Annotated in this window: 12 protein-coding genes; 7 read left to right on the forward strand and 5 right to left on the reverse strand. The window is 70.2% G+C overall.

What is annotated here, in order from left to right; genetic code table 11:
• Nucleotides 1-28 precede the first annotated feature (28 nt).
• The 5 genes from QHF84_RS01220 to QHF84_RS01240 all read left to right on the forward strand — a co-directional run bounded on the left by QHF84_RS01220 (nt 29) and on the right by QHF84_RS01240 (nt 6,365).
• Nucleotides 29-1,468, forward strand: coding sequence for a serine/threonine-protein kinase (locus QHF84_RS01220; protein ID WP_281311270.1), 1,440 nt, complete (start codon nt 29-31; stop codon nt 1,466-1,468).
• Between the two features lie 12 nt (nt 1,469-1,480).
• Nucleotides 1,481-2,509 (forward strand): carboxypeptidase-like regulatory domain-containing protein, encoded by a 1,029-nt coding sequence (locus QHF84_RS01225; protein WP_281311271.1) that lies wholly within the window; start codon nt 1,481-1,483, stop codon nt 2,507-2,509.
• A gap of 97 nt (nt 2,510-2,606) precedes the next feature.
• Nucleotides 2,607-3,707: a hypothetical protein gene (locus tag QHF84_RS01230; protein ID WP_281311272.1), complete on the forward strand. Its 1,101-nt coding sequence runs from the start codon at nt 2,607-2,609 to the stop codon at nt 3,705-3,707.
• 47 nt (nt 3,708-3,754) lie between these two features.
• Nucleotides 3,755-5,326 carry an ABC transporter substrate-binding protein gene (locus QHF84_RS01235; RefSeq protein WP_281311273.1) on the forward strand — a complete coding sequence of 524 codons (1,572 nt, stop codon included), beginning with the start codon at nt 3,755-3,757 and terminating at the stop codon, nt 5,324-5,326.
• Between the two features lie 52 nt (nt 5,327-5,378).
• Nucleotides 5,379-6,365, forward strand: coding sequence for an NAD(P)H-quinone oxidoreductase (locus QHF84_RS01240; protein WP_281311274.1), 987 nt, complete (start codon nt 5,379-5,381; stop codon nt 6,363-6,365).
• 5 nt (nt 6,366-6,370) lie between these two features.
• Here QHF84_RS01240 and QHF84_RS01245 read toward each other — a convergent pair whose 3' ends face one another.
• The 3 genes from QHF84_RS01245 to QHF84_RS01255 are packed head-to-tail and all read right to left on the reverse strand — an operon-like array spanning nt 6,371 to nt 12,041.
• Nucleotides 6,371-7,519 (reverse strand): acyltransferase, encoded by a 1,149-nt coding sequence (locus QHF84_RS01245; protein ID WP_281311275.1) that lies wholly within the window; start codon nt 7,517-7,519, stop codon nt 6,371-6,373.
• Nucleotides 7,520-7,577: 58 nt separating this feature from the next.
• On the reverse strand, nt 7,578-10,451 hold the full coding sequence (locus QHF84_RS01250; protein ID WP_281311276.1) for a TonB-dependent receptor: 2,874 nt from the start codon (nt 10,449-10,451) through the stop codon (nt 7,578-7,580).
• Between the two features lie 12 nt (nt 10,452-10,463).
• Nucleotides 10,464-12,041 carry a serine/threonine-protein kinase gene (locus QHF84_RS01255; RefSeq protein ID WP_281311277.1) on the reverse strand — a complete coding sequence of 526 codons (1,578 nt, stop codon included), beginning with the start codon at nt 12,039-12,041 and terminating at the stop codon, nt 10,464-10,466.
• A gap of 129 nt (nt 12,042-12,170) precedes the next feature.
• Between QHF84_RS01255 and QHF84_RS01260 the strand changes: the two genes are divergently transcribed.
• A complete protein-coding gene (locus QHF84_RS01260) occupies nt 12,171-14,462 on the forward strand; it encodes a GH92 family glycosyl hydrolase (protein ID WP_281311278.1) in 2,292 nt (763 codons plus the stop codon).
• 14 nt (nt 14,463-14,476) lie between these two features.
• Nucleotides 14,477-15,511 carry a pyridoxal-phosphate dependent enzyme gene (locus tag QHF84_RS01265; RefSeq protein WP_281311279.1) on the forward strand — a complete coding sequence of 345 codons (1,035 nt, stop codon included), beginning with the start codon at nt 14,477-14,479 and terminating at the stop codon, nt 15,509-15,511.
• A gap of 26 nt (nt 15,512-15,537) precedes the next feature.
• Here the strand turns inward: QHF84_RS01265 and QHF84_RS01270 are convergent, their stop codons facing one another.
• Entirely contained in the window at nt 15,538-17,181 is a 1,644-nt protein-coding gene (locus QHF84_RS01270) for an acyl-CoA synthetase (protein ID WP_281311280.1), read from the reverse strand.
• A gap of 17 nt (nt 17,182-17,198) precedes the next feature.
• Nucleotides 17,199-17,531: a DUF2325 domain-containing protein gene (locus QHF84_RS01275; RefSeq protein ID WP_281311281.1), complete on the reverse strand. Its 333-nt coding sequence runs from the start codon at nt 17,529-17,531 to the stop codon at nt 17,199-17,201.
• Between the last annotated feature and the right edge of the window lie 187 nt (nt 17,532-17,718).

Consider the following 17,718-nt stretch of genomic DNA (forward strand, 5'->3'; position numbering starts at 1 on the left):
GACGGCTCGCGCGGAAAGGCTCGGGCGGATGCAGGCTGGCCAGCAAATCACGCCGACGCTTCGGCTCCAGCGCCTCCTCGGAAAGGGCGGCATGGGCAGCGTGTGGGCCGCCGACCACCTCGCGCTCGGGACCCAGGTCGCCGTCAAGTTCATGTCCCCCGCCTACGTCGAGAACCCGTCGCTCGTGCAACGGTTCCGCACGGAGGCCATGGCCGCGGCGCAGATCAAGAGCCCGCACGTCGCGCAGGTCTTCGATCACGGCTTCACCGCCGACGGCACGCCGTACATCGTGATGGAGCTGCTCGAAGGCGAGGACCTGAAGCGCCGCATCCGCCGCGAAGGGCCGCTGCCGCTCAAGGACGTGGCGCTCGTCGTGTCGCAGGCGTCGAAGGCGCTCTCCCGCGCGCACGCGCTCGGGATCGTCCACCGCGACATCAAGCCGGACAACATCTTCCTCTGCAACATCGACGGCGAGACCTTCGTCAAGCTGCTCGACTTCGGCATCGCCAAGATGGGCCCGGACAGCGCGCTCGGCGCCACGACCACGGGCTCGATGATGGGCACGCCGCTCTACATGAGCCCCGAGCAGCTCCTCAGCGCGAGGCGCGTCGATCACCGCTCGGATCTCTGGTCGATCGCGGTCGTCGCCTACCACGCGATCACCGGCCGCGTGCCCTTCCACGGCGAGACCGTCGGCTCGCTCGGGGTCGCCGTGCATACGGGCGCCTTCCATCTCCCGAGCACGCTCCGGCCCGACGTTCCGCCGGCCGTCGACGCGTGGTTCCAGCGCATGCTGCGGCGTGATCCGGCAGAGCGCTTCGGCACGGCGAAGGAGATGGCCGAGGCGCTCGAGCAAGCGATCCTCGGCACGCCGTCGCCCCACGCGGTGACCGGCGGCTTCCCCCGCGGCTCCTTGCACACGCACCCCGAGCCGACGCCCGCGCCCTACTCGGGCGGGCCGATGGCCGCGACGCCGGCCCCGAGTTCCACGCACGGCTACACCTCCTCGCCGTACAGCGCGCAGCAAGGCCCCGCGAGCGCGCCCCAGACGCTCATCGGGACCTCGACCACGGCCGCGCGCGCCGGCGGCGGCAAGAAGCCCGCGATCATCGCGGCGAGCGTGGGCGTGCTCGTCCTCGGCGCCGCCGCCGTGTTCTTCGCCGTCGGACGAAGCGACGACGCCGCCGCCGTGTCCGCCGCGCCCGGCGAGGCCTCGACCGCACCCGCCGTCGCAGCGCCCGCGCCCTCCCCGTCCCCCACGCCCGTCGTCGCCCCCGCGTCCGCGCCGACCACGAGCGCGCTCGCCGAACCGACTGCGCCCGCCTCGCCCGCGACGACGTCCGGGGACAAACCCACGACCCGCAAGACGGCGTCCGCGCCCGCGACGACGCCCCCCCCTCCGACCGCGACGACCACGAAGACCGCGACCAAGCCCCCCAAGGGTGGCAAGGACACGATCGGGTTCTGAACCACGGCTTCCATGCGCCACACGCAAGCTCGACTCGGTGCCACAGCGACGATCGTCGCGCTCGGCCTCTCGCTCTCCGGGGCGGCAGAGGCCCAGGGAAAACAGCCCTCGGCCGCCGCCAAGCAGACGGCGCGGCAGCTCCTCGTCGATTGTCGCGAAAAGCTCGCCGCGAAGAAGCTCCCCGAGGCGCTCAAGGATTGCCAGGGCGCGCACGCGATCATGGGCGTGCCCTCGACCGGGCTCGATCTCGCCCGCGTGCACGAGGCCATGGGTCACCTCGTCGAGGCGCGCGAGATCGCCCTCGAAGTGACGCGCTTCGACAATTCGGCCGGCAACGCCGCCTTCGCCACGGCCATGACCGAGGCCGAGGCCCTCGCGCAGAGCCTCGAGCCGAAGATCCCGTCGCTCGTGATCAACGTGAGCGGCCCGCCCTCCGGCGCCGAGATCGCCGTGAAGGTCGACGCCGAGGTCATCCCACCGGCGGCCGTCTCGCTCCCGTACAAGGTCAACCCCGGCGAGCACACCGTCGTCGTCTCGGCCACCGGCTTCGGCCAGCGGGCGGAGAAGGTGCAGGTCACGGCTGGACAAACCCGCACCGTCGACATCACGTTGCGCCCGGCGTCGGCCGGCGGCGACGTCGTGGATCCGTTCGGCAACGCGGAGTCTCCGGGCGAGGAAGCAGGCGGCCGGCAGATCCCGGTGTGGGCGTGGATCGCGGGCGGCGTCGGGCTCGTCGGGGCCGGCGTGGCCGTGGGCTTCGGGCTCGACTTCGGCGACGCGCAAAAGACCGTGCGCCGCGATTGCCCGAACAACGCGTGCAACGAGAGCTACACGCCCGCGGAAGCGCAAGCCCTGCAGGCGCGGTGGAACCGCTCGCTCGGGCTCACCGTGGCGGGCAGCGTCGTCGGCGCCGCGGGGATCGGCGCGGCGATCTTCGGCATCGTGACGGCGCCGAAGAAGGGCGCGCCTGCGCCTTCCACGGGGTTCGTCCCGTGGATCGGCCCGTCCGGCGTCGGCGCTTCGGCGTTCGGCCATTTCTGACGCGCCGCGATCCGTCGCGCACGCGCGTGCATGTCCTGCATGAAAGCCTGCGCGCGCCGCGCCTCGGCCGCGCCCTTGTGGTACAAACGACGCCATCGTGCTGCTTGCTCGCATCCGCCTCGTCGGCCTCGGCCCCTTCGGCGACATCACGCTGCCCTTCTGCGACGCGGATGGCTCCCCCCGGCGCCTCTGCGTCGTCTTCGGCGGCGAGGGCGTGGGCAAGACGGCGGTGCTCTCCGCCATCGCCACGACCCGCCCGGGCCACGCCGTCGCGCAGCTCGTGAACGCTCGCGGCTCCGGGTCGCCGTCCGGCGCCCTCCGCCCCGAAATTCAGCGAGAACCGCGCCCCGACGCGCCCCCGTTCGTCGTCGCGGACTGGCTCCTCGGCGACGACGACCCCGCCCGCCCGCACCCGCTCTGCATTGCGAGCCCGAACGCGCGCCTCGACGAGCGCGACGACGAGGCGCTCCTTCGCCGCCGTGAGCAGGCCCTCTTCGATCGCCGCGCGGGCGAGCGGGGGTTCGTCCTGGTCTCCCTCTCGGGCGCCCGCTGGTTCTCGCGAACGCCCGTGCTCCTCACGACGCCCGAGCGCACCCTGCTCCGCTACGACGTCCGCGCCTCCACGAGCTTCGACGACGCGAGCCGCACCGACATCGCCCGCGAGACCAAGCAGATCCTCTCCTTCGCCTGCATCACGGCCGCCCTGTCCCGCAAATCGGACGACGCGCCGGCCGTCGCGGCCCGCCTGGAGTCGGCGCTCATGGGCGTCCTCGCCGCGCTGCTCGAAGAGGACGGCGTTGCCTTCGTCGGCGTCGATCCCGTGCGCCTCGAACCCCTCTTCCGCGACGCCGACGATCGCCTGATCGAGTTCGACGACCTGCCTCGGAGCCTGCGCCACCTCGTCGCCTTCGGCGCGCACGCCGTGCGCTCGCTCGCCGCCGCCTTCCCCGACCGGGATCCCCGCGAGGCCGAGGGCGTCGTCCTCATCGACGACGTCGAGATCGAGCAGCCCGCGCATCGCCTGCGCACCCTCGTCCCGCGCCTCCGCCGCGCCTTGCCGCGTGTGCAGTGGATCCTGACGTCGAGCTCCCCCGACGTGGCGCTCGGCTGCGCGCCCGGCGAGATCATCGCCTTGCGCCGCCTGCCCGGCGCCGCGGCCATCGAGCTCCACGACGGCGAGGACGCGGTCCTGCATTAGGGACGCCCCGTCCGGCGGCCTTCAATGGTACGCTCGGGCCCCTGCCCATGCTTGCACGACTTCTCCGGGGAACCGGAATCCTCCTTGGTTTGCTCGTGGCCGGCGGGACCCTCGTCGCCTCCGGCGCATGCTCGCTCGGCAACGTCGCGCAGGACGACTGCAAGAGCGACGACGAGTGTGTCCTCACGATCGGCCCGAACAGCACGTGCGTCGAGGGGTACTGCACCGATCCCCCCGCCTGCTCCACGGGCCACGATTGCCGCAAGATCGGCGGCGGCGGCGCGTGTGTCGACGGCGTCTGCGTCTCGGCGTTCCCCAAGCACCCGCAGTGCAGCACGATCTTCGAGCCGACGGACCTGTCCGACCTGCCCCTCGCCGGCCCCGACGCGCCGCTCGTCATCGGCAGCATCTTCTCGATCGGCGAGACGAAGGACGAGGTCCTCACGCAGTCGGTCCGCGTCGCCGTCCGCGAGATCAATGGCAGCGACAAACTCAACCGCGGCCAGCGCATGGCCGTCGTCGTCTGCGACAACGGCGGCGAGAACAACACCGCGACCGGCGAGGCGCGCGACGCGTTGAACCAGGCCGCGCTCGACTACCTCGCGGGCACGCTCGGCGTCCCGTACATCGTCGGTCCCCTCTCCTCCTCGGACTCGCTCAGGCTCATCGCGCGTCTCAAGGAGAAGCAGTATCCCACGGTGATCATCTCGCCCTCGGCGACGAGCCCGGCGCTCACGGACGCCGACGATCGCCTCGCGATGAACGAGCCGGGGCTCTTCTGGCGCACCTGCCCGAGCGACACGCGCCAGGGCGTCGTCATGGCGAACGACGTGATCGCGCCCGACCCCGTCGTCGCGGGCGGCAATGTCGCCGTGGCCTACGTCAGCGATGCCTACGGCCAGGGCCTCGCGACCGTCTTCCGGGAGGCCTACGGCCTCGACAAATCCCAGCTCTTCCCGATCGACGAGGCCAAGCTCTCGGATGCCGCGGCGCTCGCCAAGCTCGCGGGCGACGTCGACCTGTACAACCCCGCCGGCGTCCTCGTGGTCACGGTTCAGGCAGGACAAACCGTCGAGATCTTGAAGGCGATGGTGGGCAAGCCGGTCGCGGGGCGGAAGTTCTTCTTCACGGACGGCGCCAAGGACGCGACGAAGCTGCTCGATCCCAATCTCTCCGCCGAGGTGAAGCAAATGATCGCGGGCTCCCAGGGCACCGCGCCCGCGAGCCCCTCGGGTCAGATCTACGAGACCTTCCGCGCCAACATGAAGTCGCAGTTCGACACGGATCCGGCCAATTTCTCGTTCACCGCGCACGCGTACGACGCCACGTACGTCGGCGCGTACGGGGTCATCTGGGCCTCGCGCCAGGGGACGGACTACGACGGCCGGCAGGTGGCCGAGGGCATGGGGCGCCTGTCCGCGGGGGACGCGATCGAGATCACCTCGACCGCCTGGCCCAAGGGAAAAAGCACGCTCTCCGCGGGGGGCACGATCAACCTCGCCGGCACGTCCGGTCCGCTCAATTTCGATCCCGCGACGGGCGAGGCCCCGGGTCGCATCGAGATCTGGGCCGTGTCGAACGATCAGTTCGTGACGGTCACGCTCAAAGACCCCCCGTGATCGGACGCCCGCGCGGCTTGCGTTCCCGTCCCGGCCCGCTTACACGCGGCCCATGCGCGCCGTCGTCATTCGTTCTCCCGGGGGACCCGAGGTCCTCGAGCTCCGCGACCTGCCCGATCCCGAGCCGCCTTACGGCCACGTCCGCATCCGCGTCCACCTCGCGGGCGTCAATCGCGCCGACCTCCTCCAGCGCGCCGGCTTCTACCCTGCCCCGCCCGGCGTCCCCGCCGACATCCCCGGCCTCGAATACGTCGGCACGGTCGAAGCCGTCGGTCCCGGCGTCACGCGGTATTCGGGCGGCGAGCGCGTCTATGGCATCGTCGCGGGCGGCGCCTATGCCGACAAGCTCGTCGCGCACGAGCGCGAGGTCGTCCCGGCGCCCGCGTCCCTCTCCGACGAGGACGCCGCGGCCGTGCCGGAGGCCTTTCTCACGGCGCTCGACGCGCTCGTCGTGCGTGGCCGCCTCGTGCCCGGCGAGCGGGTCCTCGTGCATGCGGCGGGCAGCGGCGTCGGCACGGCGGGCGTGCAGATCGCCCGCGCGCTCGGCTGCTTCGTGATCGGCACGAGCCGCACCTCGGACAAACTCGATCGATGCCGCGATCTCGGCCTCGACGAGGGCATCGTCGCCCCGGGCGGCGTGTTCGCGGCCGAGGTCCTCGCTCGCACGGGCGGGGCCGGCGTGGACGTCGTGCTCGATCTCGTGGGCGGCTCCTACGTGCCCGAGACGATTGCCGCGGCCGCGAAAAAGGCCCGCATCGTGCTCGTGGGCCTGACGGCGGGGGCGAGCGCGCAGGTCCCGCTCGGCATGGTTTTGCAGAAGCGGCTGGAGATCATCGGCACGGTGCTCCGATCGCGGCCGATCGAAGAAAAGATCGAGGCGGCGAAATGGCTCGATCGCACGATGGGCCCGTGGCTCTCGCGGGGCATCGTGCGGCCGGTGGTCGATCGCGTTTTTCCGCTCTCGGAGGCGGCCGAGGCGCACCGGTACGTCGCGTCGAACGTGTCGTTCGGCAAGGTCCTACTCGACGCCCGCGTTTGAGCGGATCACGACACGAAGAGCGCGGACGCCGCGGTCGTCGCTTTTGCGCGTTTCGGCAGGAACGGCGCCTCGCACACCCGGAAAAACAGGGCGGAGCAGAGCACGGACAGGACGATGAGCACCAGGATCCGGACAATTCCTGGCAGCCCGGCCGTTGCCTCTGCGCCGAGGGCCAATGCGACGGGGTGGATGAGGTACAGCGAATAGGAAATCAGGCCCGCCCGCGAGAGCGCGACGCCGAGCGGGGTGGGGTTCCACGGCCGGATGACCACGGAGAGCAGGAACATCGCGCAGAACAGCGGCAAGAGCCAGTACCGGACGTGCAGGCGAAGGACGACGATATCGGCGAAGGCGAGGGCGAGCGACGAAATGCCCCACACCCAGGGCGCGGCGCGCGTGGTGAAGAGCGGCGCCCACGAGGGCGCTCGGCCCGAGGCGTAAATCTCTGCCAGCGCCGCGCCGAACGCCCATTGCCACCAGTACACGACGAACAGGTTCTGACCGACGCCCCGGCTCTCGCTGCCGGCGAGCAGCACGGACGCGGCACCGTACACGGCGAGCCCCACGACGAGCAGGGCCGCCGTCGTGCCCATCGGTCCGAGCTTTCGGCGCAGCGCGAGGAAAACGGGATACGCGAAGTAGAAATGAAACTCGATGGCGATCGTCCACAGGACGCCGTTGATGCTGTGGAATGCGACCGCCCACCACGTGTGGACCATGAACACGTGGGCGAGGAACGTGGGCGCGGCCGGCGGATGCACGAGGTTCGCCTCGAAGCGCAGCCCCACGAGCGCCGAGAGGACGAGCGCCGCGTAATGCGTCGGCAGGAGCCTGCGGCACCTGCGGGCATAAAAACCGCCCCACGCGGGCGAACGGAGCTCGCCATGCGCCGCGAGGCCGGCGGCCTGTGGCAGGTGAATGCAGAACCCGCTCAGCACGAAGAAGAGGGCCACGCCCCACGATCCCAGCCACGAAAAGAGCACCTGCACGGGCGAAACTACGGCGCCCTCGACCGTGGGATGGACTTGCCCGATGGCGTGGCCGACGATCACCGACAGCGCGGCCACGCCTCGTAATGCCTCGATCGCCGGGATCCAGCGCACGACGGCCCAGCCGCGAGAAGTCTCCTGAAACGTCGGATCGGGGCTGCCCATCGACCTCGAACTCTCCGTTGCATCGGTCGAGGGCACATTCACCCGCGCGGGGCCCGGATCAGTACGTTCCAACCAGATCCACCAGGAACGTCCGACCATTCTGGGGCATCGTCCGGCTCTGGAACGTGTCCGTCACGGGCACGAGCACGCGGCGGTCGGCGATGTTGTAGACCCCCACGACGTACCGGATTCCGTACGGTTTCACCTCGCCCGACACCGTCAAATCCGCGACGACCTGGGTCCCCGTCGCGCCACCGCCCACGAGCAGGCGCGGCGCCTCGAGCGTCATACGCAGCCCGAGCGACGCGATCGAGGGCACGACCGGAATCACCCCACGAAAGCCGGCGAGGTGCTCCGGCACGTTGCGCACGCGCGGATCGTCGAGCGTGTCGTCGAGGTACGTCGCGTGTTGATACCCGTACGTCGCGGCGAGCATCCATCCTTTGCGCCATTCGCGCCGGATCTCGGCGTCCGCGCCGAGCACGAGCATGCCCGTCTCGCTGTTCGCGTACGCCACCGTCGTTCGTCCGGGAATGGGCTTCGTGAAGATGAGACCGTCGATGTGGCTCCCGTGCACGGCCACGAGCGCCGCCCAGTCTTCGAGGAAACGTTGCGTGTACTCGATCTCGCCCGACCAGATCTTCTCGGCGTCGAGGGCTTTCGTCGGTTTTTCCTGGGACTGGCCGTTGTCGTTGTAGAGCTGCTCGTAAATGCTCGGGGCCCGGAACGCGCGGCCGCCCATCAGCTTGAGGGTGCCGCCTTTCACGGGCCGCGTGATGATCGCCGCCCGCGGCACGAACACCGCGCCGAACGTGCTGTACACGTCGATACGCAGGCCGCCGGAGAGCCGGAGCCACGAGAGCGGCGCGCCCTCCGCGAGCGCATACCCCGCGGCGAACTGATAAGGCCGACGTTCATTCAGGTATCGCACCGTGGTCACGCGATTGACGTCCTCGCGGCCCTGGAGCGTCGCCTCGGGGTGCCATTGCCCCTCGCCGCCCACCGTGACGCGCAGCCGTGGCCCCGGCGAATACACGAGCCGCGCCTCGCCGCCCATCCACGTCCCCGCGAAGCTCTCGACGTTGTCGAGCTCCCCGTCGAACGCATACAGCCCGTCGTACGTGTAGCGGTTCGCGTGCGCGCGCACGAGCAATTGCAGCGAGCGCGACAGGCGCGGCTCGAAGCGCGCCTCCACCATCATGCGCGTATCCGCGAACGAGGTCCGCGGGTTGCCCGCCTGCGTCGCGTACGCGCCCACCGGCGTCGCCTGCGTCCGGTGGTTGACGAACCATTGCAGCGTCGCCGGACCAAAGTACACGCGCCCGGCCGTGCCGCCCGCCTTGAAGGCCTCGACCCCGCGCACCCGGAACGGCTCGGTTTGGCCCGTGATCGGCACCTCCAGATCGAAGCCGTCCGATTGCGCGCCCCACCCGCTCGCCCAGATCCCCTTGTCTTGCCCCTTCCGCAGGTGAAACCCGCCGCGCCCGCGCAAGACCGCGCCGTCGTAGCTCCCGATGCCCACGTGTACGCCCGTGGGCTCCTCGCGCGAGCGCGTCACGAGGTTCACGATGCCCGAAAACGCGCCCGCGCCGTAGAGCAACGAGCCCGGGCCACGCACGATCTCGATGCGATCCACGTCGTGCAGATCGCCCCGCCCGTCGGAGCCGATGTACGAGCTGTTCAAAAGATTGTCGTTGAGCGCCTGCCCGTCCGAGAGCACGAGCACGCGGCTGCCATAATCGTTTGGCTGGCCAATCGCGCGGATCGAGGCCGACGCGTACGCCCTGTCGTTTGCCATGGCCACGCCGCGCACGCCGCGCAGCGCCTCCGCGATCGTCGGATACCCGAACGCCGAGAGCTCGCGCCGATCGATCACCGTGACCGAGCTCGGCGCGTCCTCGATCCGCTCGGCGAACCGCGACGCCGCCGTCACTTCGCGCAGCGGGACGAGGTCGAGCGTGCCGAGATCCACCTGCTCGCCCTGCCGCACCACGATGTCGCGCACCACGGGCGCGTGCCCGGGCAAACTCACGCGCACCTGCCGCGCGCCCGCGGGCACCTCGCGGATCACCGCGGGCGAAAAGCCGGCCGCGCGCCCGTCGATGGTCACGAGCGCGCCCGGCTCCGTCGTCCCCACGACGACGACGCCCACCGGCGGCCGCAACGTGAGGTTCACCTCCGTCGTCTCGTGCGCCACCACATTCACCGGTCGCGCCGGCGCGGAGGCGCCCTCGGCCGACACATAAAGCTCGTGCTTGCCGGGCGGGAGCGCGAGCTCGCACGGCGCGTAACACGCGGGCGGGCCCGTCTCCTCGTCGACCCGCACCGCCGCGCGTTGCGCGCCCGTCACGGCCACCTTCACCTTGCCGACGATACGCACGAGCGAAAGCGAGACACGCGTCTCGCTCCCACGCTTGGCCACGACCTCCTCGCTCGCCTTGGGCTCGTAGCCCGGGAGCTCGGCGATGATGCGGTATTTCCCTTCATTGACCGCGAGCGGCCGCGGCGCGTGGCCGCGCGAGCCGAGATCCTTTCGATCGATGTAAATCGTGGCGCCGGGCGGATCCGTCACGACGTCGAGGATCGCCACGTTCGGCGCGAGGCGCGTGATCGCTGATTTCGAGGCCTCGATCGCCGTGGGATCCGTCTCCCCGGCGAGGGCGTCGACGTAATAGCGGTGCGCGTCGGGCCATTGCCTGAGCTGCTCGAACGAGCGCGCGATGTTGAAGACCACGCGCCGGTTCGGGACGAGCCGGTTCGACAGCAAGAAATGCTGGAGCGCGCCGGTGTATTCGCCCTTCTGGTAATCGGCGGCGCCGAGCTGGAAATGGAGCTCGGCCTCGTCGGCGAGCCCGTCGGCCGAGGCGCGCGCCGCGCCGAGGAGCACGAGCGCGGCGGCGAGAAAGGGTCCGAGGACGCGAGAGGGCCTCATCAACGACACGCGTCACCGGCCCAGGTAAATGTCGCTCTTGCCCGGGGGCTTCGGCGCTGCGGATCCACGCGACGAGGCGCGGGGCCAGGGCGCGAGACCTCGGGAGGAGCCGCTCGCGCTCGGCGCGGCCGTTGCGGCGCTCGGCGCGGCCGCCGCCCCCGTCTCGACCGCCCCCGTCGTGGCCGCCCCCGTCTCGACCGCCCCCGTCGTGGCCGCAGGCTCCGCGACCGGCGTATTCGTGGGCGAAATGCCGGGCGCGGCCTGTCCCGGATTGGTTTGTCCGGCCGGGGTTTGTCCCGTCGTGGTTTGTCCGGTCCCCTCGGGCGACCGCAGCCCCACGAACGCGACGCTCCCGCCCACGACGAGCGCGAGCGCCGCCATGGCCACGAAAACGAGTGCGCCCGAGCTGCGCTTCGGCGGCGTCGCCTGCGTGATCGCCGTGGGCGCCGACGAGGGCGCGCCGATCTGCATGGCCGCCGGCGTCTCGGCCGAGATCCCGAGCGCCGCGCCCGACCAGCGTTGCGTCGGAGGATCCGCCATCGTGTGTGATCCTGCGGCCGAGGCCCCCGGGGCTTGTCCGGGCGGAGCCCCGAGCCGTGGAGGCGGCTCGGAGAGCGTCGCCGCTCCGGTCGGCGGGCGCGGCGCGACCGAGAGCCGCGCCCGCTCCGGCTCCGGCAGCGGCACCAGCATTCGCTCGTGGATCGCGGCGTTCGCCTCGCCGGGCGGGAGCAACGCCGCGAGCGCCGCGTGCATCTCGCCGGCGCTCTGGAAGCGCTGCGTGGGATCGAGATCGAGGGCGCGATGCACGACCGCCGCCACCTCGGGCGGCACCCACGGCGCGAGACGCTCCACGCGCTCGGCCGGCTCGGTGCAAATCGAGATGATGAGATCACCGAGCGCGCCGCTGTCCTGGTGCGGCGTCACGCCCGTGAGGGCCTGGTAGAGCACCACGCCGAGCGACCAGAGATCGGCGCGCCCGTCGATCTGCTTGTGCCCGCGCGCCTGCTCCGGGGCCATGTAAAGCGGCGATCCGAGCATGCTGCCGGTCTGCGTCAAGCTCGTCAGCTCGCCGGCCTCGGCCAGGCTCTCGGGATCGGGGGCGAGCTTCGCGATGCCGAAATCCAGGATCTTGACCGTGCGCTCGCCGAGCCCCGGCCCACGCGCGAGGAACAAATTCGCCGGCTTGACGTCGCGGTGCACGATGCGCTGCGCGTGGGCCACGCCGAGCCCGCGGCAAGCCTGGGACACGATACGCACCGCGAGATCCGGGCGGATCGGGCCGAGCCGCTTGAAGAGCGCGCGCACGTCCTCGCCTTCGAGCACCTCCATCACGAGGAACGGCAGGCCCGAGTAGACGTCGCGCCCCGCGTCGATCGCGCGCACCACGTGCGGCGTGTCGAGGCCTCGCGCCGCGCGCACCTCGCGCTCGAAGCGCCCGAGCAGCACCTCGTTCCGCGCGACCTCCGCGGTCACGACCTTCACGGCGACGCGCGCGCCGCCCTGCGTATCGGTGGCCTCGTACACGGCCCCCATTCCGCCTGCGCCGAGCCTGCGTTCGATCCGGTATCGGCCGCCGATGAGGTCATTCATGCCGAGCGCGAAATCCACGCTAAGGGATCTCGCGCGTCGTCGCAAGGCTCGGGTTGACGGCCCCGTCTCCTTCGTGTTCGCATCGCGCGTATGCGGCCTCGCCTCGCTCGATCCCTCGCGCCCCTCCTCATGATGCTCGGTCTGACGAACGTCCTCGGCGGAACGGGATGCACCCTCGAACCGCAGGACGTGCCTGCGGAGAAGGCGGAGCTCGTCGAGGATCCGCTCGTCTACGCGGATCCGCGTGTCGGCAGCGGCGGCTTCGGCTTCGCGAATGGAAGCGCCTTCCCCGGCGCGGCCGCGCCGTTCGGCCTCGCGAAGGTCGGCCCCGATACCCGCGGCCCCTACGATACCATCAATTTTTTGCATTACTCGGGCTACTGGGCCGGCGACGATCAGGTCCGGGCCTTTTCGCACCTGCACCTGCACGGCACGGGCGCGACCGATTACGGCGTCCTCGGGGTGATGCCGATCGACGCCTTCGAAGCGTCGCGCTTCACGGCCCCCGGCTACGAATCGCACTTCGACAAGGCCACGGAGACGGCCTCGCCCGGGTATTACGCGGTCACCCTCGATCGGGGCTCGATCCGGAGCGAGCTCACGGCGACGAGGCACGCGGCGCACCACCGTCACGGGTATCCGACCGGCACGAAGGAGGGGCACGTCGTCTTCGATCTCGACCATCACCTGAGCGGGGGTGAGGTCACCGAGGCCGAGTTCACGCTGGAGCCCGAGGCGCAACGTATCCGGGGCAAACTGCATCACGTGGGCGGGATGTCGGGCGGCTTCGGGGGCTACGACGTCTTCTTCGACGCCCGGACGCGCGCGCCTTGGAAAGCGGCCGAGGTCTGGTCGAACGGCGACGCGCCCGCCGAGGGGACGACGGGCAGCGGCACGAAGGTCGGCTTCGCGCTCTCGTTCGACCTCGGCGCGGACGCGGCCGTCGAATTGAAGATCGGCCTCTCGTTCGTCTCGCTGGAGAACGCCACGAAAAACCTCGAAGCCGAGATCCCGGACTGGGACTTCGACGGCACGCGGGCGAAGACGGCCGCGGCGTGGAGGGATCTCCTCGGCCGCATGAAGCTCTGGGGCGGCACCGAGACCGAGCGGCGCATCTTTTATTCAGCGCTCTACCGCGCGTTCCTCATGCCCACCGCGTCGAGCGACGTCGACGGGAGTTACATCTACGGCGGCGAGCAGCGCACCGCGGAAGGTTTTTCCTTCCTGACCGATCAATCGCTCTGGGACACCTACCGCACGGTGACCCCGTTTTATTCGCTCGTCGCGCCCGAGGCCGCGCGCGACACGGTCCGATCGCTCCACGCGATGGCCGAGATCTCCGGCTTCTTCCCGAAATGGCCCATCGCCACGGGCGAAGCGGGCACGATGATCGGGGCGAGCGCCGACGTCGTGCTCGCCGACAGCTACATCAAGGGCGTGACCGATTTCGACGCCGAGGGCGCCTACGCCATCGCGCGGCGGGCCGCCGTCGATCCGGTCGATCCGCCCGGCGGGCGTGGCGGGCGCGGGAACGTCGTGCCGTACATGGAGTACGGCTACGTGCCGGCGAGCATCGGCCGCTCGGCCTCGCACACGCTCGAATACGCGCACGACGACCTCGCGCTCGGCCTCTTCGCGAAGGCGCTCGGCAAGGCGGACGACGCGGCCATGTTCACGGAGCGCGCGAACAACCACCGCAATCTCTTCGATCCCGTGACGGGCTTCATCCGCGCCAAGGACGAGGCCGGCCATTTCGTCGAGGACCCGTACAACCCGTACTCCATCTCGGACCATTACGCCGAGGCGAACGGCTGGCACAGCCTGTGGGCGCAGCACGACATCCCCGGCATCGCCGAGCTGCTCGGCGGGCAAGCGCCGTTCGTGGAGAAGCTCCAGCGCTTCCTCGATGAAACCGTCGCCGACCTCGAAGAGCGCCCCATCGAGGACAACTTCGCGTCGGCGGCGCCGCGGAATGCCTACTGGCACGGCAACGAGCCGGACATCCACGCGGCGTATGGATTCGCGCAGGTCGGCCGCGCGGACCTCACGCAGAAATACGTCCGCTGGGTGGCGAACGCCCATTACACGGACAAGCCCAGCGGCCTCGCCGGCAACGACGACGGCGGCACCCTCTCCTGCTGGTACCTCTTCACGGCCGCCGGCTTCTATCCGATCCCCGGCACCGATCGGTACATCCTCGGCACGCCCTTCTTCCCCCGCCTGGAGATCGCCGTGAAAGGCGGCACGATCGTCGTCGAAGCCCCCGCGGTCTCGGCCCAGAACATCTACGTGCAAGCCGTCACCTGGAACGGCGTCGCGCTCGACAAACCCGAAATCCTCCACGGCGATCTCGCCCAGGGCGGCACGCTCCATTTCGAGATGGGCCCCGCCCCCGGCCCCTTCGGCGTCACCACGCCCTGACAACCCATTTCAATATGAACGATTCCCTCCCCTCGGTCTCGCCCCGGCACGTGCTCGCCGCGGCGAAGAGGCTCGCGCCGAGCGGCCTCATTCGCAAAACCCCGCTCGATCCGAGCCTGCCGCTCTCGGCCTCGATCCCGGCGGACGTCTACCACAAGCTCGAGCTCTTCCAGCCCACGGGCTCGTTCAAGGTGCGCGGCGCGGCGAACAAGCTCCTGCGATTGCGCGACGAGGAGCAGGAGGCCTTTCGGCGCGGGTTCGTGGCCGCGTCCGCGGGCAACCACGGCCTCGGCCTCGCGCACGCCGCCTCCGCGCTCGCCGCGCGCGCGACGCTCGTCGTGCCCCGCACGGTTTCTCCCGCCAAGCTCGAATCGCTCTGGCGTTACCCCGTCGAGCTCATCGTCTCCGTGGGCAATTACGACGTCGCGGAGGCCGACGGCCGGCGCATCGAGGCCGAGCGCGGGCTCACGTTCGTCTCACCGTACAACGACGCCGACGTCATCGCCGGCGCGGGCACGGTCGGGCTCGAGATCCTCGCGGACCTGCCCGACGTGGACCTCGTCGTCGTCCCCGTCGGCGGCGGCGGGCTCGCCGCGGGCATCGCGCTCTACGTGAAATCGGTCGCGCCCCGCACCCGCGTCGTCGGCGTGCAAAGCGAGGCCTCACCCGCCATGCACAAGAGCCTCGCCGCGGGCCACGTCACCGAGGCCGAGGAGCTGCCGAGCCTCGCGGATGGTTTGTCCGGGAATGTCGAGCAGGGATCCATCACGTTCGATCTCTGCCGGCGCTTCCTCGACGATCTCGTCCTCGTCACGGAGGCCGAGATCGCCGAGGCCATGCGCCATTTTTTGCGCGAGGAGCGCCTCGTCGTGGAGGGCTCGGCCGCGGTGGGCGCCGCGGCGCTGCTCGCGGGGAAGATCGACCTCGCCCGGACGGGCGTGGCGCGGCCGCGTGTGGTGAATGTCGTCACCGGCCGCAACGTATCGGAGGCAACGCTCCGATCCATTCTTTCCCCTCCGGAGGCAGGCCAAGCGAAGCCCGAGCCTTGACAGGCTGCGCGCCCCCCTCGGAGGCTTCATTCGATCGCGTCCGTCGACCGCGCGCGCTCGCGCAGCAAGAATTTCTGGATCTTGCCGGTCGAAGTCTTGGGGAGCGGGCCGAAGACGACCTTCCGCGGCGCCTTGAAATGGGCGAGGTGCGACCGGCAAAACGTGATGAGATCCGCCTCCGTGATGGCGGCCCCCTCCTTCGTCTCGACGAACGCGAGCGGGGTCTCGCCCCATTTCGGATCCGGCGCGGCCACGACGGCCGCGGCGAGCACGGCGGGGTGCCGATAAAGCGTGTCCTCCACCTCCAGCGAGGAGATGTTTTCCCCGCCCGAGATGATGATGTCCTTCGAGCGATCCTTGATCTTCACATATCCGTCCGGCTGGAGGACGGCGAGATCGCCCGAATGGAACCAGCCGCCCCGGAATGCCTCCTCGGTGGCGCGCGGGTTCTTCAGGTATCCCTTCATGACGATGTTGCCGCGGAACACGACCTCGCCCATGACCTCCCCATTGGCGGGCACGCGCTCCATGACCTCGGGATCCATCACGGTGAGCCCCTCCTCGACGAGGTACCGCACGCCCTGGCGGCCCATGCGCTCCGTACGATGGCTGATGTCGAGCGCCGCCCAGTCCTCGTGCTTCTCGCAGACGGCCGCGGGCCCGTAGGTCTCGGTCAAACCATAGACGTGCGTGAGATCGAAGCCCATCCGCTCCATGCCCTCGATCATCGCCGCCGGCGGCGCCGCCGCGGCCACCATGGCGCTCACGCGGTGCCGGATCCCCTCCCGGAGCGCGGGATCGGCGTTGACGAGCATCGCGTGCACGATCGGCGCGCCGCAATAATGCGTGACGCCGTGCTCGCGGATCGCCTCGAAGACGTGGCGCGCGTCGACCTTGCGAAGGCAAACGTTCGTCCCGGCGTTCGCCGCCACCGTCCAGGTGAAACACCAGCCATTGCAGTGGAACATGGGCAACGTCCACAGGTACGTGGCGTGCTTCGGCATGCTCCAGGTGACGATGTTGCCGATGGCATTCAGGTACGCGCCGCGGTGGTGATACACGACGCCCTTGGGATCTCCCGTCGTCCCCGAGGTGTAATTGAGCGAGATCGCCTCCCACTCGTCCTCCGGCATGCGCGGCGAAAAGGCAGGATCCCCCTCCGCGAGGAAGGCCTCGTATTCGAGCGCGCCGATGCGCTCGCCCGGCCCCTCGTACATCGGATCGTCCACGTCGACGACGAGCGGCTTCGATTGCGCCTGCGCGAGCGCCTGCCGCGCCATCCCCGAGAGCTCCCGATCGACGATGAGGACCTTCGCCTCCGCGTGATCCAGCATGAACGCGATCGTGGCCGCGTCGAGGCGTGTGTTCAGCGTGTTCAGCACGGCGCCGGTCATCGGGACGCCGAAATGCACGTCGAGCATGGCCGGGATGTTCGGCAGGAGCACGGCCACCGTGTCCCCCACGCCGATCCCGCGCCGCGCGAGCGCCGAGGCGAGCCTGCGCGCGCGCTCGTACGCCTGCGACCAGGTAAAACGGATGCGGCCATGCACCATGGCGACGCGCGTTGGGTAGACGGCCGCCGCCCGCTCGAGGAACGTGATGGGCGTCAGCGGCGCGTAGTTCGCCTTCGTGCGAGGCAATTCTTCGTAAGGGTTCGGTCTCGTGCTCATGCTCGCGCGGGAGCCTATCACGTCTCCCACTGTTCGAGCGCGCCTCGTAGCGCCGAGACCGACGCGCTCCGCAGATACACGACGGGCGCGTCGTCGATCCCGAGGTTTTGCACCTGATCCCGGAGGGCGTGCGAGACCATCGTCACCATGATGATGACGAGCGCGACCTTCCCCACGTCGCGACGCACGCCTTTCGGCACGCGCGTCTCGTAGTGCTTGAGGGTCAAGCCGTGCTTCTCGGCGACGTCACGGTACCTGTCCGACATCCCGCCGCTGCCGCCGATCACGAGCACGGTCCGACCACCACGCGAATCCTTCTCGACCTCTCTGGCAAGGGCTTCTCGGCTCATGCCAGACGTCCATCGCAAGCCCCGGGCCAGCGCGGACGATCGCGATTTTCCCGCGATTTGCAGGGGGAGACGCTTTATTCCCGGTCAAAATGTCGACCCGCCCGAAGCGGGGTCTGACAAGCTGGCAAGGAGGATGTCTCCGTGGCGGACGATACGACAGAAGAGCAGGAGGAGGGCGGGGGGTGAA

It is taken from the genome of Polyangium sp. y55x31, from assembly GCF_029946505.1.
Lineage (GTDB): Bacteria > Myxococcota_A > Polyangia > Polyangiales > Polyangiaceae > Polyangium.

Bases quoted from the DNA above. Each gene is read 5' to 3' on its own strand.
- QHF84_RS01250 (WP_281311276.1), bottom strand. From the start codon at position 10,451: ATGAGGCCCTCTCGCGTCCTCGGACCCTTTCTCGCCGCCGCGCTCGTG.
- QHF84_RS01270 (WP_281311280.1), bottom strand. From the start codon at position 17,181: ATGAGCACGAGACCGAACCCTTACGAAGAATTGCCTCGCACGAAGGCG.
- QHF84_RS01255 (WP_281311277.1), bottom strand. From the start codon at position 12,041: ATGAATGACCTCATCGGCGGCCGATACCGGATCGAACGCAGGCTCGGC.
- QHF84_RS01220 (WP_281311270.1), top strand. From the start codon at position 29: ATGCAGGCTGGCCAGCAAATCACGCCGACGCTTCGGCTCCAGCGCCTC.
- QHF84_RS01235 (WP_281311273.1), top strand. From the start codon at position 3,755: ATGCTTGCACGACTTCTCCGGGGAACCGGAATCCTCCTTGGTTTGCTC.
- QHF84_RS01225 (WP_281311271.1), top strand. From the start codon at position 1,481: ATGCGCCACACGCAAGCTCGACTCGGTGCCACAGCGACGATCGTCGCG.
- QHF84_RS01245 (WP_281311275.1), bottom strand. From the start codon at position 7,519: ATGGGCAGCCCCGATCCGACGTTTCAGGAGACTTCTCGCGGCTGGGCC.
- QHF84_RS01265 (WP_281311279.1), top strand. From the start codon at position 14,477: ATGAACGATTCCCTCCCCTCGGTCTCGCCCCGGCACGTGCTCGCCGCG.
- QHF84_RS01275 (WP_281311281.1), bottom strand. From the start codon at position 17,531: ATGAGCCGAGAAGCCCTTGCCAGAGAGGTCGAGAAGGATTCGCGTGGT.
- QHF84_RS01260 (WP_281311278.1), top strand. From the start codon at position 12,171: ATGATGCTCGGTCTGACGAACGTCCTCGGCGGAACGGGATGCACCCTC.
- QHF84_RS01240 (WP_281311274.1), top strand. From the start codon at position 5,379: ATGCGCGCCGTCGTCATTCGTTCTCCCGGGGGACCCGAGGTCCTCGAG.